Origin of the sequence: Glutamicibacter sp. M10 (genome assembly GCF_025452055.1) — a bacterium.
Taxonomy (GTDB): domain Bacteria; phylum Actinomycetota; class Actinomycetes; order Actinomycetales; family Micrococcaceae; genus Glutamicibacter.
Genome location: NZ_CP104918.1, coordinates 2,217,120 through 2,234,347 on the forward strand (window position 1 = coordinate 2,217,120; position 17,228 = coordinate 2,234,347).

The 17,228-nt window shown below is 54.1% G+C and carries 18 protein-coding genes and 1 pseudogene; 13 read left to right on the plus strand and 6 right to left on the minus strand.

Features of this window, described 5'->3' with window-relative positions; all coding sequences use genetic code 11:
* Positions 1-18: 18 nt before the first annotated feature.
* Positions 19-786, minus strand: coding sequence for a TspO-related membrane protein (locus N6V40_RS10850; RefSeq protein ID WP_262197632.1), 768 nt, complete (start codon positions 784-786; stop codon positions 19-21).
* 71 nt (positions 787-857) lie between these two features.
* Here N6V40_RS10850 and N6V40_RS10855 point away from each other — a divergent pair, with 71 nt between their 5' ends.
* The gene (locus tag N6V40_RS10855; RefSeq protein WP_131088316.1) at positions 858-1,922 is read left to right on the plus strand and encodes a PLP-dependent cysteine synthase family protein; all 1,065 of its coding nucleotides are present in this window, start codon (positions 858-860) and stop codon (positions 1,920-1,922) included.
* A 23-nt stretch (positions 1,923-1,945) separates the two neighbouring features.
* Here the strand turns inward: N6V40_RS10855 and N6V40_RS10860 are convergent, their stop codons facing one another.
* On the minus strand, positions 1,946-2,305 hold the full coding sequence (locus N6V40_RS10860) for a cupin domain-containing protein (protein WP_262197634.1): 360 nt from the start codon (positions 2,303-2,305) through the stop codon (positions 1,946-1,948).
* A gap of 251 nt (positions 2,306-2,556) precedes the next feature.
* On the opposite strand from N6V40_RS10860, the gene poxB reads away from it, so the two are divergent.
* From poxB to N6V40_RS10895, 7 genes are all read left to right on the plus strand, one after another.
* Positions 2,557-4,281: a ubiquinone-dependent pyruvate dehydrogenase gene (poxB, locus tag N6V40_RS10865; protein WP_262197636.1), complete on the plus strand. Its 1,725-nt coding sequence runs from the start codon at positions 2,557-2,559 to the stop codon at positions 4,279-4,281.
* A 74-nt stretch (positions 4,282-4,355) separates the two neighbouring features.
* Positions 4,356-5,090, plus strand: a complete 735-nt coding sequence (locus tag N6V40_RS10870) for a YggS family pyridoxal phosphate-dependent enzyme (RefSeq protein ID WP_262197637.1) — start codon at positions 4,356-4,358, stop codon at positions 5,088-5,090.
* Positions 5,091-5,645: 555 nt separating this feature from the next.
* Positions 5,646-5,876 (plus strand): glutaredoxin-like protein NrdH, encoded by a 231-nt coding sequence (nrdH, locus tag N6V40_RS10875; protein WP_131088312.1) that lies wholly within the window; start codon positions 5,646-5,648, stop codon positions 5,874-5,876.
* Between the two features lie 42 nt (positions 5,877-5,918).
* Positions 5,919-6,404, plus strand: coding sequence for a class Ib ribonucleoside-diphosphate reductase assembly flavoprotein NrdI (nrdI, locus tag N6V40_RS10880; protein ID WP_131089769.1), 486 nt, complete (start codon positions 5,919-5,921; stop codon positions 6,402-6,404).
* Complete coding sequence (gene nrdE / locus N6V40_RS10885) at positions 6,401-8,539, plus strand: class 1b ribonucleoside-diphosphate reductase subunit alpha (protein WP_131088311.1); 2,139 nt, start codon at positions 6,401-6,403, stop codon at positions 8,537-8,539. Before nrdI ends, nrdE begins: the two co-directional genes overlap by 4 nt.
* Positions 8,540-8,752: 213 nt before the next feature.
* Entirely contained in the window at positions 8,753-9,727 is a 975-nt protein-coding gene (gene nrdF, locus N6V40_RS10890; protein ID WP_131088310.1) for a class 1b ribonucleoside-diphosphate reductase subunit beta, read from the plus strand.
* 236 nt (positions 9,728-9,963) lie between these two features.
* Positions 9,964-11,184 carry an FAD-dependent oxidoreductase gene (locus N6V40_RS10895; protein WP_262197640.1) on the plus strand — a complete coding sequence of 407 codons (1,221 nt, stop codon included), beginning with the start codon at positions 9,964-9,966 and terminating at the stop codon, positions 11,182-11,184.
* 77 nt (positions 11,185-11,261) lie between these two features.
* On the opposite strand, the gene N6V40_RS10900 is transcribed toward N6V40_RS10895, so the two are convergent.
* Positions 11,262-11,465 (minus strand): cold-shock protein, encoded by a 204-nt coding sequence (locus N6V40_RS10900; protein ID WP_013349123.1) that lies wholly within the window; start codon positions 11,463-11,465, stop codon positions 11,262-11,264.
* A 644-nt stretch (positions 11,466-12,109) separates the two neighbouring features.
* A complete protein-coding gene (locus tag N6V40_RS10905; RefSeq protein ID WP_262197643.1) occupies positions 12,110-13,018 on the minus strand; it encodes an NAD(P)/FAD-dependent oxidoreductase in 909 nt (302 codons plus the stop codon).
* Between the two features lie 77 nt (positions 13,019-13,095).
* Here N6V40_RS10905 and N6V40_RS10910 point away from each other — a divergent pair, with 77 nt between their 5' ends.
* Positions 13,096-13,671, plus strand: coding sequence for a helix-turn-helix domain-containing protein (locus N6V40_RS10910; RefSeq protein ID WP_262197644.1), 576 nt, complete (start codon positions 13,096-13,098; stop codon positions 13,669-13,671).
* 70 nt (positions 13,672-13,741) lie between these two features.
* A complete protein-coding gene (locus N6V40_RS10915) occupies positions 13,742-14,560 on the plus strand; it encodes a thioesterase family protein (RefSeq protein ID WP_131088306.1) in 819 nt (272 codons plus the stop codon).
* Positions 14,561-14,567: 7 nt separating this feature from the next.
* Here the strand turns inward: N6V40_RS10915 and N6V40_RS10920 are convergent, their stop codons facing one another.
* Positions 14,568-15,173, minus strand: a complete 606-nt coding sequence (locus tag N6V40_RS10920) for a uridine kinase family protein (RefSeq protein WP_131088305.1) — start codon at positions 15,171-15,173, stop codon at positions 14,568-14,570.
* A 95-nt stretch (positions 15,174-15,268) separates the two neighbouring features.
* Here N6V40_RS10920 and N6V40_RS10925 point away from each other — a divergent pair, with 95 nt between their 5' ends.
* Together N6V40_RS10925 and N6V40_RS17360 are read left to right on the plus strand one after the other, a co-directional pair.
* Positions 15,269-15,763 (plus strand): lipoyl protein ligase domain-containing protein, encoded by a 495-nt coding sequence (locus tag N6V40_RS10925; RefSeq protein ID WP_315973675.1) that lies wholly within the window; start codon positions 15,269-15,271, stop codon positions 15,761-15,763.
* Positions 15,764-15,768: 5 nt separating this feature from the next.
* Entirely contained in the window at positions 15,769-16,005 is a 237-nt protein-coding gene (locus N6V40_RS17360; RefSeq protein ID WP_315973676.1) for a hypothetical protein, read from the plus strand.
* Between the two features lie 89 nt (positions 16,006-16,094).
* Here the strand turns inward: N6V40_RS17360 and N6V40_RS10930 are convergent, their stop codons facing one another.
* Positions 16,095-16,373, minus strand: coding sequence for a mycoredoxin (locus N6V40_RS10930; RefSeq protein ID WP_262197645.1), 279 nt, complete (start codon positions 16,371-16,373; stop codon positions 16,095-16,097).
* Positions 16,374-16,447: 74 nt separating this feature from the next.
* On the opposite strand from N6V40_RS10930, the pseudogene N6V40_RS10935 reads away from it, so the two are divergent.
* A pseudogene (locus tag N6V40_RS10935) lies at positions 16,448-17,223 on the plus strand (SOS response-associated peptidase).
* Positions 17,224-17,228 lie beyond the last annotated feature (5 nt).

Here is a 17,228-nt window from a genome sequence, read left to right on the forward strand (position 1 = left end):
AAGCGCACGGCGTTGCGCTCAGTGCGAACCGAGGATCTTCCGGATGCGTGTGCGTAGCGCACTGAGCAGACAAATGAGCATCAGTATGGCGGCAACCAGGCTGGCGGTGGCAAATAACGGCGAGGAATCTCGGCCCGTGTATCGATCGATAATGATCCAGACCAAAACCCATAGTGCTCCGGCGTTGAGGTAAATCCCGATGGGATTTTTGAAACTAATAGCGCATAAGAACAGTGCGAGCAGAACGAGCACCAAAGCCGTGGCGCCTTTGAACATCAGAGAATTCGGGTCGCCGTGATGGATGGCGACGAAGGCGATGGTTTGAGCCAGGATAATGAGCGCCAACCAACCGGCAAATAAGCCGAAACACGCTCTGGTTAACCAGCGATCAATCTGGTGGACCAAGAAGCTGCGATCGATCATGATGGCGATTCGAATAAGAATTGCTAGCAGGACGTAACCGCAAAGCAGGCTCAGGCCAATCATTTCCTGCTTCAGGCACAGCACCCACAAGGCGTTAAAGAGCACTACAGCAAGAACCCAGAGTCGCATACGTCGATGTAGCTCAAGGCGCCACCGCGCGATACCTTGCCAGATGGCATAGAGGCCCAAGGCCGCCATGAGCCCGAGCCACGGAAGCAGTCCAGGCAAGGGAACAGAACTGACAAAAGCGTCCCGTTCCAGCCAGCTACCGGCCACGTCAACCAGGTTAGACGCCGCGAGTACTGCCCATAAGGCCCAGCTCAAACCAAGGAGCATGAGTGCGCTGTAGGCGCCGGATACCAACCTTATTTCCACAGTTTTGAATTTATCACGGTTGACGTGTGCAAACTGCAAGCCACGGTTAGAGTTGAGATATGACTGATCTTTGGGTTCGACAGGCAATTTCTCAGCTCAACGCCGACGCCAATCGCAGCGCTGACACACACCTGTTGGGGTTTGAGCTTCCGGCGCACTGGGGGATTGAGCTGTACCTCAAAGACGAGTCGGTGCACCCCACCGGTTCGCTCAAACACCGACTAGCCCGTTCACTGCTGCTCTACGGACTAGTTAATGGACGAATCAAGGAAGGTACCACCTTGGTGGAGGCTTCCAGCGGATCAACCGCGGTATCAGAAGCCTACTTCTCGCGCATGCTCGGACTGGAATTCATCGCGGTGGTACCCGCCTCCACGAGCACCGAGAAGATTAAGCTCATCGAGTTTTACGGCGGTCGATGCCACCTTGTTGACGGTGCTGGGCAATTAGATGTTGCAGCCCGCGAGTTGGCAGCCCAGTCTGGTGGCTACTATCTTGACCAGTTTACCTACGCTGAGCGGGCCACCGATTGGCGAGGGAATAACAACATTGCTGAATCGGTCTATGCCCAGATGTCTGCCGAACCGCACCCAATCCCAAGCTGGATTGTCGTAGGCGCCGGAACCGGCGGAACCAGTGCAACCTTTGGCCGCTACGCTCGTTATAAGCAGCACGACACCCGCATCTGTGTTGCGGACCCAGAAGGCTCCGCATTTTATGAAGGCTGGAAAACCGGAAACCCCGATTACGTCTCCGGTACGGGTTCAAGAATTGAAGGTATCGGGCGACCGACGGTTGAGCCTTCTTTTATGCCCGGCGTGATCGACCATATGATGCAGGTCCCGGACGCAGCCTCCTTGGCAGCCATGCACTTGCTGCGTGCCAAGACTAGGTACTTTGCTGGCGGTTCCACCGGCACCAACCTTTACGCCGCGTTTAAGACCATCTCGCAGATGCTAAAAAACGGTGAGCAGGGCAGTGTGGTGACCCTGCTCTGCGACTCCGGCGAGCGCTACACAAACACCTATTACAACCAGCAGTGGCTTGATGATCAAGGCTTGAACCTTGCCCCGTACACCGAAGCGATGGAGCAGTTCCTCGCCACAGGTACGTTCGAGCACTAGTTTTTGCTTTTTAGCTTTTTGCTTTAGCCAGCTGGTGGTGTGGGCATCAAACCCTGGGTGCGTTTACGCTGGTGCACCGAGAAGTAGGCCAAGCCAGCTGACCCAGCGATAAATTCTCGTTGTGATCGAGCGGGCAGATAAATGATGTCGCCGAGAGTTAACTCGATTCGCGAGTCCTCGGTGACCAAGGTGCCCGAGCCGGCAAAAATGTGGAGCAGCACATCGAGCGCCGGGCCTTGATGTGCCCCGATGCTCTGGTCTGGCGCCAAGGAGATGACGTTGGCATCAAGGTCTCGTTCTTCTGGTTCCAGCTTCCAAATCGCCCCGTTTTTCACCCCAGCAGGTAGTTGGTTGGTGTTGGCCATGCGGCGCGGTTGAGTCATTAGCTTGCCTCTTGCTCCTGTATTGGTGCACTTGTTGGTGCACTGCCTTATTAGTTCAGCCTAGCTAAGTGCTGGCCTGTCATGGCTTTGGTGCACGCTGAACATTAAGAAGTGTCAGCAGATGTGTTCTGCGGCACTAGTTGTTGTGCTCAGCGGAACCATGTCAACTGGTGCGTAGCCATGGCACAAGGTAGATGGGCGCAGTACTGTGAGCAGTAGACCCGCAAAAAAATGTGTGCAGGAGGAATATTTTGCCTAATGTAGCCGACCACCTGATTGAACAGCTTGATGCCCAAGGGGTTCGCCGTATTTACGGTATCCCGGGGGACTCGCTAAATGGAATCACCGATGCACTACGCGAGAACGGTCGAATGGAGTGGGTTCACCATCGACATGAGGAAGCCGCCGCCTTTGCCGCCGCAGCTGAAGCAGAAATTACCGGCGAGCTGGCCGTCTGCGTTGGCTCCTGTGGACCTGGCAACCTTCACCTGATCAACGGCCTGTACGACGCTAATCGTTCGCGAGTTCCGGTGTTGGCCATCGCCGCACAGATCCCCACCGAGGAAATTGGCTCCAACTACTTCCAGGAAACCAACCCGGTGGAAGTTTTCCGTGGGTGCTCCGTTTATGCTGAGCAGGTTTCTGATCCAAAGCAAATGCCACGCATGCTTCGCATCGCCATCCGTGAGGCCATCGAAAAGCGTGGCGTCGCCGTATTGGTGATTGCCGGAGACGTTGCCCTGTCGGAAATGGAGCGCACTGCAACTCAGCTCATCGCTAAGACCAACCCTCGTGTTCTGCCCAATGAGCAGGAGCTCGAGCGTGCCGCAGAGATCCTTGAGGGTTCGCGTAAGGTGACCATCCTTGCTGGCGCCGGCGTTGCTGGTGCCCATGACGAGGTCGTGGCCCTAGCCGATAAGCTCGCCGCCCCGATTGTCCACGCCATGCGCGGTAAGGAACATATCGAGTACGACAACCCCTTCGACGTGGGCATGACCGGCCTGCTGGGCTTCGCCTCCGGCGCTAAGGCCATCGCCGAGTGTGATGTGCTGTTGATGCTGGGCACAGACTTCCCGTACCAACAGTTCTACCCACAAAACGCCACGATCATCCAAGTGGACATCCGCGGCGAACAGATTGGGCGACGCACCAAGGTTGACGTGCCATTGGTGGGTACGGTCAAAGACACTGCCGCTGCGCTGAGCGCACTATTGCCGGTGCAAACGCATCGTAAGCACTTGGAGCACGCCCTAGAGCATTACCGTAAGACGCGCACCAAGCTTGACGAGCTCGCTGAGCCTTCGAAGCCTGGCTCGGCGATTCACCCGCAGTACCTTGCACGACTTATTGATCAAGCGGCCGATGAGGACGCGGTCTTCACCGCCGATGTTGGCTCCCCGGTGATTTGGGCTGCCCGCTACCTAACCATGACCGGCAAGCGTCGGGTGCTCGGGTCCTTTAACCACGGTTCGATGGCTAACGCGCTGATGCAGGCTCTGGGTGCCCAGGCGGTGGATCGTAGCCGCCAGGTGATTGCCTTTGCTGGCGACGGTGGGCTAGCCATGATGCTGGGCGAACTGCTGACCGCCACGCAGAATAAGTTGCCGGTCAAGGTAGTGGTCTTCAACAACTCGTCCTTGAACTTTGTTGAGCTGGAAATGAAGGCCGCCGGCTTTGTCACCTATGCCACCGATCTGCAGAATCCTGACTTTGGTGCAGTGGCCACCGCGGCCGGACTCAAGGGCTACCGGGTGGAGGACTCGGCTCAGCTGGAGTCCACAGTCAAGGAATTCTTGGCTCACGATGGCCCTGCAGTACTTGATGTGATCACGGATCGCCAGGAAATGTCGATGCCACCAAATGTGAAGCTCGAGCAGGCTAAGGGCTTTGCGCTCTATGCCATCCGTACGGTCCTGTCGGGTCGTGGAGATGAGTTGCTGGATCTGGCCAAGACCAACTGGCGTCAAGTGTTCTAAGGATTTATGCATATGCTTGTTGCTGGCGCCTTTGGCGCCAGCAACATTTTTGTGAGAGCTAGAAAGTAGGCGTCTTGACTTCGCAACCTGCTGCCGCGCACGCGGCTACCACCGAAGACTTCGTTAATAACCTTGCGGCGCTGAACCAGCGCATTGCTGCGGCCACCAGTGCTGCAGGCCGTGAAGCGGACTCTGTGCGATTGTTGCCGGTCACCAAGACCATCGATGTTGATCGGTTGTCGCTGGCCATCGCGGCCGGGGTCAGTACCTTGGGGGAGAACAAGGTTCAAGAAGCTCAGGGGAAGCACGAAATTTTCCGCGAGCAGTTCCCTCACCTGCGCTACGCCATCATTGGCCCGTTGCAAACCAACAAGGCAAAATTTGTGGCCCAGTTTGCTGATGAGTTCCACGCATTGGATTCGTTGAAGCTGGCTGAAACCCTACAGCGTCGTCTAGAACTAGAGGACCGCACCCTTGAGGTGTTCATCCAGGTAAATACCTCGGGTGAGGAAAGTAAGTCGGGAATTTCTGCCTCAGCTGCCGCAGAGTTACTTGATGGTCTCTCGTCGTTGGATCGGCTTAATCCGGTAGGGCTGATGACTATGGCCGCCCACACCACTGATGAACAACAGATTCGCGCGAGCTTCTCCCTGTTGCGTCAAACCCTAGAGTCCTTGCAGCCGGATGCGCCGGCGGGCTTTAAACACCTGTCTATGGGCATGAGTGGCGACTACGAACTGGCTATTGCCGAAGGTGCCACCGTGGTGCGGGTGGGCCAGGGAATCTTTGGCGCTCGCAACTACGCCTAACACGGTGAGCAACTAGCGACTAGCGGCCGGTGACGGATCCATAGGAGGGCAGCGAGCTAATTTGGCTTGCTGCCCTTTCCTCTGCCCCGTGCTCGCCGGTTGAGGTTCTCCGGTTGTGCACAGCGCGTGGGCTAGAAGCTGAAGTGTCGGCATTTGGAGCCACACTATATGTAGTGGGGCGAGGGCACACGGCGGACTAGATGTAGCAATGAGAACACGCCGAGAAACTTGTCACAGAATAATTTTTAACCCACATGCTGTGGCGACGAAGCTGTGGAAAAAGTTTGACAGACCCCGAAAAATCGCGGTTTAAACGGGGTCGAATATCCACAGTTCCTGTGGACGTAGCGGGGAAGAATGACATACTTGTAATACATCATCTTGTGGCTGCTTGACCGACTAAACACAACATGTAGTATTGAACTCGTTGGTGCGGCTCGCACCAGTAGCACCTCAAAGACCCTGTTTTTGAGGCATCCGAGAGGACAGCTGGGAATTTCCATCAGCAGATGGAATCCGGCCAACATCAAGAATTTTCTAAAGGGGATCAGGGACATGGCCATCACCGTTTACACGAAGCCTTCCTGCGTTCAGTGCAACGCTACTTACCGCGCGTTGGATAAGAAGGGCGTCGAGTACAACAAGGTCGACATCTCGCAAGATGCCACTGCGTTGGAGCACGTCCGTGGCTTGGGCTACATGCAGGCACCTGTCGTCGTTACCGACGATGATCACTGGTCGGGCTTCCGTCCAGACAAGATCGATCTGCTGGCTCCAGCTAACTAAGCACCAGCCCAATCCGCTCACTTTGTAGTGGAGGCAAAAAAGATGTCACCCACAGCACTTGCCGACAAGCAAAACGCTGAGGCCCACGAATCAGTTAACCTCACCAAATCGCAGTTGATTTATTTCTCTTCGGTTTCGGAGAACACCAAGAGGTTCGTGGACAAACTAGAGATGAATGCGGCTCGGATCCCGGTCTTTGCCACCGAGCCGCCGCTCATTTCCGCCGCACCGTACGTATTGCTCATCCCCACCTATGGGGGAGAGCGAGGCAAACACTCCATCGTTCCGCAAATCATGAAATTCCTGCGGTATGACGAAAATCGAGTAAATCTTCGTGGAGTGATCGGTGCGGGGAACACAAACTTCGGCGAGTACTACTGCATCGCGGCTAAGCGAATTGCTCAGAAATGCAACGTACCCGTACTTTATACATTCGAACTTATGGGGACGTCGGAAGACGTTCTCAAAGTCAAAGAAGGGCTTGAAACCTTTTGGACACCAGCGTCGCCGAATTGGCAGGAACGATGACGAGCTCAAAGGAGCTCCCAGCCCAGTTCCAGGGCTTGAGCTACAACGACCTGAACGCCATGCTGAACCTTTACGGTCCAGATGGAAAGATCCAGTTTGAAGTAGATCGCTACGCAGCCCGTCAGTACTTCTTGGATCACGTGAACAACAACACCGTGTTCTTCCATGATCTTGACGAGAAGCTGGCTTACCTCGTAAAGCACGAGTACTACGAGCGCGAGACTCTTGATCAGTACTCGATGAACTACATTCGTGATCTGTTTAAGCACGCCTTCGACAAGAAGTTCCGTTTCGAAACTTTCTTGGGCGCCTTCAAGTTCTACACCTCTTACACGCTGAAGACTTTTGACGGCAAGCGTTACCTAGAGCGTTACGAAGACCGCGTATGCATGGTTGCACTGCACCTTGCTCGTGGCGATGAAAAGTTGGCAACCCAGCTCGTTGACGAGATCATTGACGGTCGTTTCCAGCCTGCAACTCCAACCTTCCTCAACGCTGGTAAGGCTCAGCGTGGCGAACTAGTTTCCTGCTTCTTGCTTCGTATTGAAGACAACATGGAATCCATCGCCCGTGCGGTCAACTCCTCGCTGCAGCTTTCCAAGCGCGGTGGCGGTGTTGCACTATCACTGACCAACCTGCGTGAGCACGGTGCACCGATCAAGCAGATTGAGAACCAGTCCTCGGGCGTCATCCCAGTGATGAAGCTTCTTGAAGATTCCTTCTCCTACGCCAACCAGCTTGGCGCACGTCAGGGTGCTGGCGCGGTCTACTTGAACGCACACCACCCAGACATCTACCGGTTCTTGGACACCAAGCGTGAAAATGCTGATGAGAAGATCCGTATCAAGACCCTGTCTTTGGGCGTTGTCATCCCAGACATCACCTTCGAACTTGCTCGCAAGAACGAAGACATGTACCTGTTCAGCCCTTACGATGTAGAGCGCGTTTACGGCGTACCGTTCAGCGAAATCTCGGTTACTGAAAAGTACTACGAGATGGTTGATGACTCGCGTATCAAGAAGGCGAAGATCAGCGCTCGTGACTTCTTCCAGACTCTGGCAGAGATCCAGTTCGAGTCCGGTTACCCGTACATCATGTTCGAAGACACCGTGAACAAGGCAAACCCAATTGCCGGCCGTATCACCATGTCGAACCTCTGCTCGGAAATCTTGCAGGTTTCGTCAGCCTCTGAATTCGGCGATGACTTGAGCTACTCAAAGGTTGGCAAGGATATTTCTTGCAACCTTGGTTCCATGAACATTGCCAAGGCTATGGACGGCAAGAACCTGGCAGCTTCTGTAGACATCGCGATCCGCGCACTGAGCGCCGTGTCGGATATGTCCTACATCGGTTCGGTTCCTTCGATTGCAGACGGCAACAAGAAGTCGCACGCCATCGGCCTAGGCCAGATGAACCTGCACGGCTTCCTCGCTCGCGAGCACATCTACTACGGTTCTGAAGAAGGCATCGACTTCACCAACATCTACTTCTACACGATTCTGTTCCACGCATTGACTGCGTCGAACAAGATCGCCATGGAGCGCGGTGAAACTTTCGATAACTTCGAGAACTCAAAGTACGCGTCGGGAGAATTCTTCGACAAGTACACCGACCAGCAGTGGGTTCCAGCAACCGAGCGCGTACGCGAGCTCTTTGCCGACATCCACATTCCTACCCAGGAAGACTGGAACGCTCTGAAGGCGTCGGTTATGGAGCACGGTATCTACAACCAGAACCTGCAGGCTGTTCCACCAACCGGTTCGATCTCGTACATCAACAACTCGACTTCCTCGATCCACCCGGTCGCAGCGAAGATCGAGATCCGCAAGGAAGGTAAGATCGGCCGCGTTTACTACCCGGCTCCTTACATGAACAACGAGAACATCGACTTCTACGAAGATGCTTACGAGATCGGCTACGAGAAGATCATTGACACCTACGCTGCTGCTACCCAGCACGTGGATCAGGGCTTGTCGTTGACTCTGTTCTTCAAGGACACCGTAACTACTCGTGACATCAACAAGGCACAGATCTACGCATGGCGTAAGGGCATTAAGAGCCTTTACTACATCCGCCTGCGCCAGATGGCCTTGGAAGGTACCGAAGTTGAAGGTTGCGTTTCCTGCGCACTGTAATGCCTGAGATTAGTAGCCACTCAATAGGGCGCTAATATCACAAAGCAGCTGCCGTTTGGTCCGAACCAACGGCAGCTGCTTTGTATAAAAACACACGTCAGATCACATGAGATCTGACGCTAGATTTAAGTTTTGCTGACTCTGTACAGTTTGAAAGAACGGTAGAGTTGGTAGCAAAGTTCGTTACACGATTTAGCTTTTCGATGAGGGGCAATGACCGAGAAGATTCAGCTGACCAATAAGGTTGAAGCGATCAACTGGAACCGTATCCAGGATGACAAAGACGTTGAGGTTTGGAACCGTCTCGTCAACAACTTCTGGCTTCCTGAGAAGGTGCCGCTGTCCAACGACATCCAGTCGTGGGCTACCTTGACCGAAGACGAAAAACTGCTGACCATGCGTGTATTCACCGGTCTAACCCTGCTGGATACCATTCAGGGAACCGTCGGTGCAGTGTCATTGATTCCAGATGCAATCACCCCTCACGAAGAGGCCGTGTACACCAACATCGCGTTCATGGAATCGGTACACGCAAAGAGCTACTCCTCGATCTTCTCGACCTTGGCATCCACCAAGGAAATTGATGAGGCTTTCCGCTGGTCCACTGAGAACGTGAACCTGCAGAAGAAAGCTCAGATCATCGAGGGTTACTACCACGGTGAAGATCCACTGAAGCGAAAGATCGCCTCGACTCTGCTCGAGTCGTTCCTGTTCTACTCCGGCTTCTACCTGCCAATGCACTGGTCCTCGCACGCTAAGCTGACCAACACCGCTGACTTGATCCGCTTGATCATTCGCGATGAAGCCGTCCACGGCTACTACATCGGCTACAAGTTCCAGAAGGGCTTGGAAGGCGCTAGCGAAGAACGCAAGCAGGAGCTGAAGGACTACACCTTCGAGCTCATGTACGAGCTGTACGAAAACGAAGTTCAGTACACTCACGATCTTTATGATCCAGTTGGCTTGGCTGAAGATGTTAAGAAGTTCCTGCACTACAACGCTAACAAGGCGCTGATGAACTTGGGCTACGAAGCGATGTTCCCATCGACCGTAACCGACGTATCCCCAGCAATTCTGGCCGCGTTGAGCCCGAATGCTGATGAGAACCACGACTTCTTCTCCGGATCGGGTTCCTCCTACGTCATCGGTAAGGCAGTCAACACCGAAGACGAGGACTGGGACTTCTAGTCCGTCAACTTCGAGTCGCCTGAAAAGGTATAAATGAGCCAGGGCCTGCAGATTACTGCAGGCCCTGGCTCGTTTATATCGTCTCCAAATTCATTGCTACGTCGGTGAACACAAGGTGTGAACTTTCCTGAATCGAGAAACTAGCAAGTCCTGGTGATCAGCTTTGCAAGCACTATTCATGTGCGAGCATTGGTGACAAAGTGGAACTGGCAGATCATTCCCGAAGGGAAACGACGATGGAGTTCGACACTAGATGTGTAATTGCCGGGGGAGGCCCTGCCGGCATGGTGGCAGGTCTCTTGCTGGCCCGCTGTGGTGTGCCAGTGACCGTACTGGAGAAGCACGCAGATTTTCTCCGAGATTTTCGCGGTGACACAATCCATCCATCAACGCTGCAGTTGCTAGATGAGCTTGGCTTGATGAGTGAATTTGAGAAGATCGATTTCAGCAAGGTGAGCGGTGCACAGTTCCCTACCCGCGACGGCAAGGTCACTACCGTGCTGAACCTAGCGGCGATCAAGCATCCCTATCCATATATAGCGATGGCGCCACAGTGGGACTTCTTGAATCTGTTAGCTCGTGCCGGGGAAGCCGAGCCGAACTTTGATCTGCGGATGAACTGCGAAGTCCTTGACGTCTTGAGTGTGGGCGACAGGATTGTCGGTGTTCGATATTCAGGACCAGACGGGGTCAAAGAGATCAGAGCCCTGTTAACGATCGCAGCAGACGGGCGTTGGTCGAGGATTCGAGATTCCGCAGGGATAGTGATGAAAGACTTTGCCGTTCCGATTGATGTCTGGTGGTTCAAGGTATCAGGCCAATTGGATCGCCCGAATGTTTTGTCCCCAGCATTCGCTCGAGATAAGTCGTTCGTCATGATTCCCAGAACTGACTATGTGCAGATGGCGATGTTGCTGCCTAAAGGCATGGATTCCGAGCTTCGAGCCCAAGGAGTTCAGGCGTGGCGCAGTTCAATCATTGAAGCCGCTCCAGAACTTGCCACCGGTGTTGGTGATCTGAGCTTGGATGATGCGAAACTTTTAGACGTCAAGCTTAATCGTGCCCGACGGTGGTGGCGCTCCGGATTATTGTGCATCGGAGATTCGGCGCATGCGATGAGCCCGGTTGGTGGAGTTGGCGTCAACCTTGCGGTTCAAGACGCGGTGGCGACCGCCAGAATTCTGGCTGAACCCTTACGGAAATGGACGATCTCCGACAGAGACGTTCAAAGAGTTCAGAAGCGACGCATTGTCCCAACGATTATTGTGCAATCAGTGCAACGCATCATGCATCGTGGGCTGCGGCGGATCATGCGGAGCAACGAAGAAGTCACTTTACCGCTGCCGGTAGCTGTGTTGCTTCGACATTTTCCCAAGCTGGCTTCAGTACCTGCCCGTTTGCTTGGTGTTGGTGTTATTCAGGAGCACTCACCATTGGCAGCGCGACGAACAAAATGAGTTGAACTTCCGGGTTAAACACATCGAAGGTGCAGTTCCAACCCTTGCGGGGGAACTACACCTTCGAAGGAAGTCTCTTAGCGAGCCTGGATGTTGGTAGCCTGTGGGCCCTTTGGACCAGCTTCCAGGGTGTACTCAACGGTCTGGCCCTCTTCGAGGCTACGGAAACCGAAGCTCTGGATAGCGCTGTAGTGTGCGAAAACGTCAGCAGATCCATCAGAAGGAGCGATGAAGCCGAAGCCCTTTTCAGCGTTGAACCATTTCACGGTGCCAGTGGCCATAGTGTTATTTCCTTATTTATTGATTGGCCACGATGTGGCCTGGTTGCCGATTCGAAGTTCCGAACCGGAAAATTTTGGGTTACCTCGAGCAGAGCTGCCGAGAACGATTCGCCTGCCGTCGATACGGACTATCGAATACTGATTTTGCCGGTATCGGCCAAAACGGGAGTCGCTGCACTAGCTTAAACATCGTCGGAATCCAGGCTGCTAACGGGTAATGACCCCACGCTAGCGGAGTAGAACAAGGAATCCACAGAGATGTGACGTTGAAAGTCGTCGAGATGTTTTATCTGCAGTGAAGAAGAGAAGATGAAGAATTCGTTTCGGTAGGAGTTCAATCAATCCGAAGATCGGTGAACCGATTTGTAATGCACAGACGATTTGTTGGCCGTGCTACAAATCCTACTGCTAACGTCTGTCGGCGGGTGAGTCACACCTGCAGGCGTCGAGGTAACAACTAAAGCGTACCATTGATTCGGCCAACCGGCGAAGTGATTGACACTACGTTGGCGCGTCGTAGCGAAGAAAGCCCGGAATTCCGGCGATTTTTACCATGAATGTTCGTGTTGCGTCCCGCGGTGTTGCACTGTTCTCTCCTGCTGCCGAGGATTCAATCGCAGGGCAGCCGAAGGGTATGAACAGTTTTACAGTGCGGCGGTGAGTAGCTCAGCGTTGATTGTGGCACCGGCCAAAGTTCCAGACGCCGCCGCTGCCATGACCATTGCGCCCAGATTGCTTGCGTTGCCTACAGCGTAGACACCTGGGATCGCGGTGGCCCCGGATCCGTTGACGGCGATATATGTTCCCAACGGATGTTCGCTCACCTCGCCGCCCAGAGATTTGTAGAGTTCTGCGTTGGCGTGCATTGCACTAGCAACGATCACTGCCTGAGCGTGCAGTTTCTCATTGTTATCTAGGCGTATAGCTTCGAACGTGCCTGACTGATCAAACTCCAGCGCTTGCACGCTCTGGTTTACTACCGGAATGTCTAGGGCCTTGAGGATCGAATTTCCTTCTTCGGTGAGCTCGGCAGGTTCGTGGTTGACGAACGTGATGTTGGAACTCAGCTGCTTAAACATCATTGCTTGATGTGCACTCATCGGGCCGCAGCCAATGACAAGTATCTCTTGGTCGCGGACTTCCCAGCCGTGGCAGTAGGCGCAGTGGATGGCGGAGGTTCCCCACGCACGATCAAGCCCTGTGATCTGCGGAAGCTGATCCTTCAGTCCGGTGGCCAGGACGATACGTTCCGCAGTGAAGTTCCGCCCATCAGCCTTGACGCTAAACCCCTCTGCCAGGGTGCCTGATAATGAACTCACGGTTCCCTCGGTGAGATGAACTCCGTAACTCGCTGCTTCCTGCCGACCACGTTTGAGGAGTTCAAGAGGATTGCTGCCTTCTTGGCCGAGAAGGTTGTGGGCATGTAGTGCTGAGGTGTTGCGCGGTTGTCCTTCGTCGATGAGCAGTACTGAGCGCATCGACCGTGCCAACGCAATTGAAGCTGCCAGGCCGGCGCTGCCGCCTCCGATAACGATGACTTCAAAGTGTTCCATGATGGTTCCTCTCGAATGGTGAAGCTGAGATTTTTACCTTATCGACGGTTTGCATTAGAGGGTGTAGCGTTTTGCGCATGACGCAAGAATTGGAAGTAGACCAGGTCATTCGACAGCGCATCCGCACCTTACGGCAAAACCATGGCTGGTCGTTGGAGTCATTGGCGAGTAAGGCCTCGCTCAGCGTTTCAACACTGAGCCGAATCGAAACCGGAAGCCGTCGGATTGCGCTGGACCAGCTGGTGCCGATCGCCAAAGCCCTAAGCACAAGCCTCGATGAACTTGTTGCCACGTCGGAAGCTGAGATCATCATTCGGCCCGAACCGATTTCACTGCCCGGCATTACTCTGTGGAAGCTCTCGACGGATGATGCCGTTAATGGGGTCAACGTTTCTAAGATGCGTATTGATCCTTCTAAAGCGCCGGCGCCTAGCGAATTACGTATCCATCCGGGGAAAGAGTGGTTCACCGTTTTGCTTGGTGAGATTCAGTTAAAGCTGGGGGAGCGGACGTATCACGTGAAGGCGGGTCAGTCGGCGCAATTCGATACGATGACGCCGCATGCCATCTGGGCGAAAGACGGTGTTGCAGAAATTTTGGGCATCTTGGACAGCGCTGGACAGAAAGCTCATCAGCATGACAGTGGCAACTAGTCTGTTGGTTTTAGTCGCTCTTGGATAACCTGAGGGCAGTGCAACATTTTCAAACGCCAGGAGGACAGCGATGACGCATCAGCTCACTGAGGAACTCGAGAAGATTCTCGCTAAAGGTGACTACTATTTCGAGTCTTTGGGGCAGGGGCGCTACCGTTCGTCATTGCACGCGCAAGGAGCCTGGAATGAACACGAGCAGCACATGGCTCCGGCGTCAGGAATCTTGGCTTACGAACTGGAAAACTTTCAGCCTCGTGATGACATGCGCATTGCCCGGCTGAGTTTTGAAATCCACGGATTGATCCATGCAGGTGAATTTGAGATCACCACGCGAATGGTTCGACCGGGACGAACCATCGAGCTGATCGAAGCTGAGATGACAGCCAAGGGCCGAACCAGCATCGTGGCACGGGCATGGAGAGTGATTAAAGGCGATTCGAGCCAGGTCGCTGGTATCGAAGATGCAACAATTCCTGGTCCAGATGAATGCGAAGTACAGCAAGTTAGCCAGCGTTGGCCAGGCGGGTACATTCGTTCGCTCGAAATGCGGGCAGGCAAGGATTGGCGACTTGGCAAGGGAATCGCTTGGTTGCGCACCAAGTACGCACTTGTTGATAGTGCAGATGCTTCAGATATGGCTAGGCTCGTAGGTTTGATCGATACCGCCAACGGTGTCGCCCCACGCGTCGAGCCCAGCGAGGGGACTTGGGTCTACCCAAACTTGGATCTGCAGATTCACATGTACCGACAGCCTGAAGGTTCGTGGCTCGGGTTAGAAGTGCAACAGAGCTTCGGCGCCGACGGAATTGGGCTCACCTCGACGGTACTGCACGATCTCACCGGTCCGTTTGGTCGAGCCGAACAGATTCTGACTGTACGTTCGCGCTAGAAAGCGTTCAGGATGCAGAAAGTTGGGAAAGTAGCTTTTTGAGTTCCGGCTTGGGCATAAGAACAAACTGACGCTCGCGATACTTCTCGCGGTCAGCGCCATGAACACGGAACAATGCGTAACCCCGTTTGAGCAGGAAGGTCACTGGCTTTCGCCGCTGGGCGACGTCGCGGACAAAGCGACGAATGCCAGTGACTAGCGCGGGCTCATCAACGTAGTATGCCTGTACGTTGATTCCCTTTGCCTTCAGTGGCTCGAGCAGTTCGTAAAGAAAAATTCCTTCAGCGACAATCGGTCCGGCAGCTGACCTGATTTCTCGGTGCCCGTCATAGCTGGAAGTTGAGATCGAATAGTTCGGAACCATGGTGCTGCCGTTTTCCAACAGCTCATCGATCGCTTGTAGCGCGGCTTCCTTATTCCAGGTGCCCGAATGATCCCAGTCGACTTCGCCGTACGCGGTACGCGGGAACGGGACAGGATTGCCATCTTCACTGAGCTGTCGGTAGTACTCGTCGAGCGGCAGATGCGGATTACCGTACTTTGACGCGAGATAGGACTTTCCTGAACCGGAGGGTCCGCCGATCAGGATGACAGGAGTAGAAGAATTTGGCACGCCTATAATTATGGCGCAGATTTCTCAGCTGACTACATTCCTGCGTTGTGACATCAACTCCACTGGTAGCCAATGCCTGAATTAGACTCATTGTTATGAGTTTGTTCAATCCTCAGTCGGATGCTCCGCTAACACTAGAAATCGAAGATCCTAGCGGTGATCCTGCTGCAGATTTGGAACGCGGGGTTCAGTTACTTCGCGAAATTCAATCTGGAGATCGTGGGCCGACCCTGCGGTTGTATCGTCCGGATCCTACGTTGGCTTTTGGCCAGCGCGATGTTCGTTTATCTGGATATGAAGCAGCTCGTCAGGCCGCAGAAGACCGAGGCTTCATGCCTCTGGTGCGCAAGGCTGGCGGCCGTGCTGCTGCCTACCACCGTGGATCATTAATTGTTGATCACCTCGAGCCACAACACGAAGCGGTATTGGGACAGCAAAAACGCTTTGAAGTTTTTGCTGATATTTATGCTAAGGCCCTTGCCCGTTTGGGTGTTGATGCTCGGATCGGCCCCATTCCGGGAGAATACTGCCCGGGGAGCACTCCGTTCATGGACTACCAACCTCAGCTTCGCCACGAAACTATCCGGTAAAACTCGTGGGGACAGCCCAGCGCGTGGTCGCCGGAGCATGGCTTTTCTCCTCGGTGTTTGTCATTGAGGATTCAGAGCCACTGCGTCAGGTGCTGAACGCTGTCTATCAAGCAATGGAAATCCCGATGGACCCGACGACGGTGGGTGCCGCCAGCGATCTTGTCGCCCCCGCAACTACTGAAGCCTTCATCGCTGCGCTCCTTGAGGAATACCGGGAGCATGTCAGCTTGATCGGCGCATGAGCTAACAACTCTGGGCAACAAAAAATCGGTACCTGAAATTCAAGTACCGATTTTTTATTGGGGTCAGCGCTGATACTTGGTGTAACTAATTAGGTGCCGATGCGCTCTACAACTTCTTCGATTCGTGGGTTGGTGGCAGCAGTGCCATCAGGGAAGATCAATGTCGGAACCGTCTGATTGCCGTTGTTGAAGGACTCCACAATCTCAGCGGTACCTTCAACTTCTTCGATGTTTACCTCGGTGTATGCCACACCCTTCTGATCCATCAGACGCTTGAGGTTACGGCAGTATCCGCACCAGCTAGTGGTGAACATGGTGACGCCACCTGCGTCAGGAACGTACTGGTCAAGGTTCAATTCGTTGCTCATACAGGGTATAACCGTGACCCTATTGTGTTTGTTCCCAAAGTGGCCCAGAATTTTCTCTGATTTCCTTGAACTTGATGGTTAGACTGGGAGCAGATTTCCCCGGGCGGTACGAGGAGCAGAAAATGTGTGGACGGTACGTGATGGCCAAGGCAATCGGTGATTTAGTTGCTGAGGCCGAAGCTGAGGCTGACGAAAACCTTGAACTGCGACAGTCGTGGAACGTAGCCCCAACCACTGATGTGCCGGTAGTGCTAGAGCGTCTGATTGATGATCAGTTGCACAGGCAAATCCATGTTGCTCGGTGGGGACTGGTTCCTGGATGGGCGAAGGAACTGTCCGTAGGCGTTAGAGCTTTTAACGCACGTAGCGAAACTGCGGCCAGCAAGCCGACCTTTAGAGCAGCGGTGAAAAAACGTCGGGCTGCGGTTCCCGTCCAGGGCTATTACGAGTGGAAGAAGAGGGGAGCAAAAAGCGTCCCTTCTTTGTGCACCGTGAAGATGAGAAGTTGATCTTTTTTGCTGGACTGTACGAGTGGTGGAAGGACGAGGATGACACATGGATCCTCTCCACCTCGATTCTGACTATGGAGTCGCCTTCCGCCGATGAGCCCGGGGTGCTTGGTGAGCTTGCTGGACTGCATGACCGATTGCCGATTCCGATGGACCATCAAATGATGGCACGGTGGATGAACCCTGCGGAAGCAGACGGTCAAGGGTTAATCGAGGAATTGCGGGCTCAAGCTTTTGACGTCGCATCAACTTGGACCATGCACGAGGTTGATAAGGCGGTTGGTAATGTGCGCAATGATTCTCCGCAACTTATCGAAGCGCACAGCAACGCACTGTTCTAGCCAGC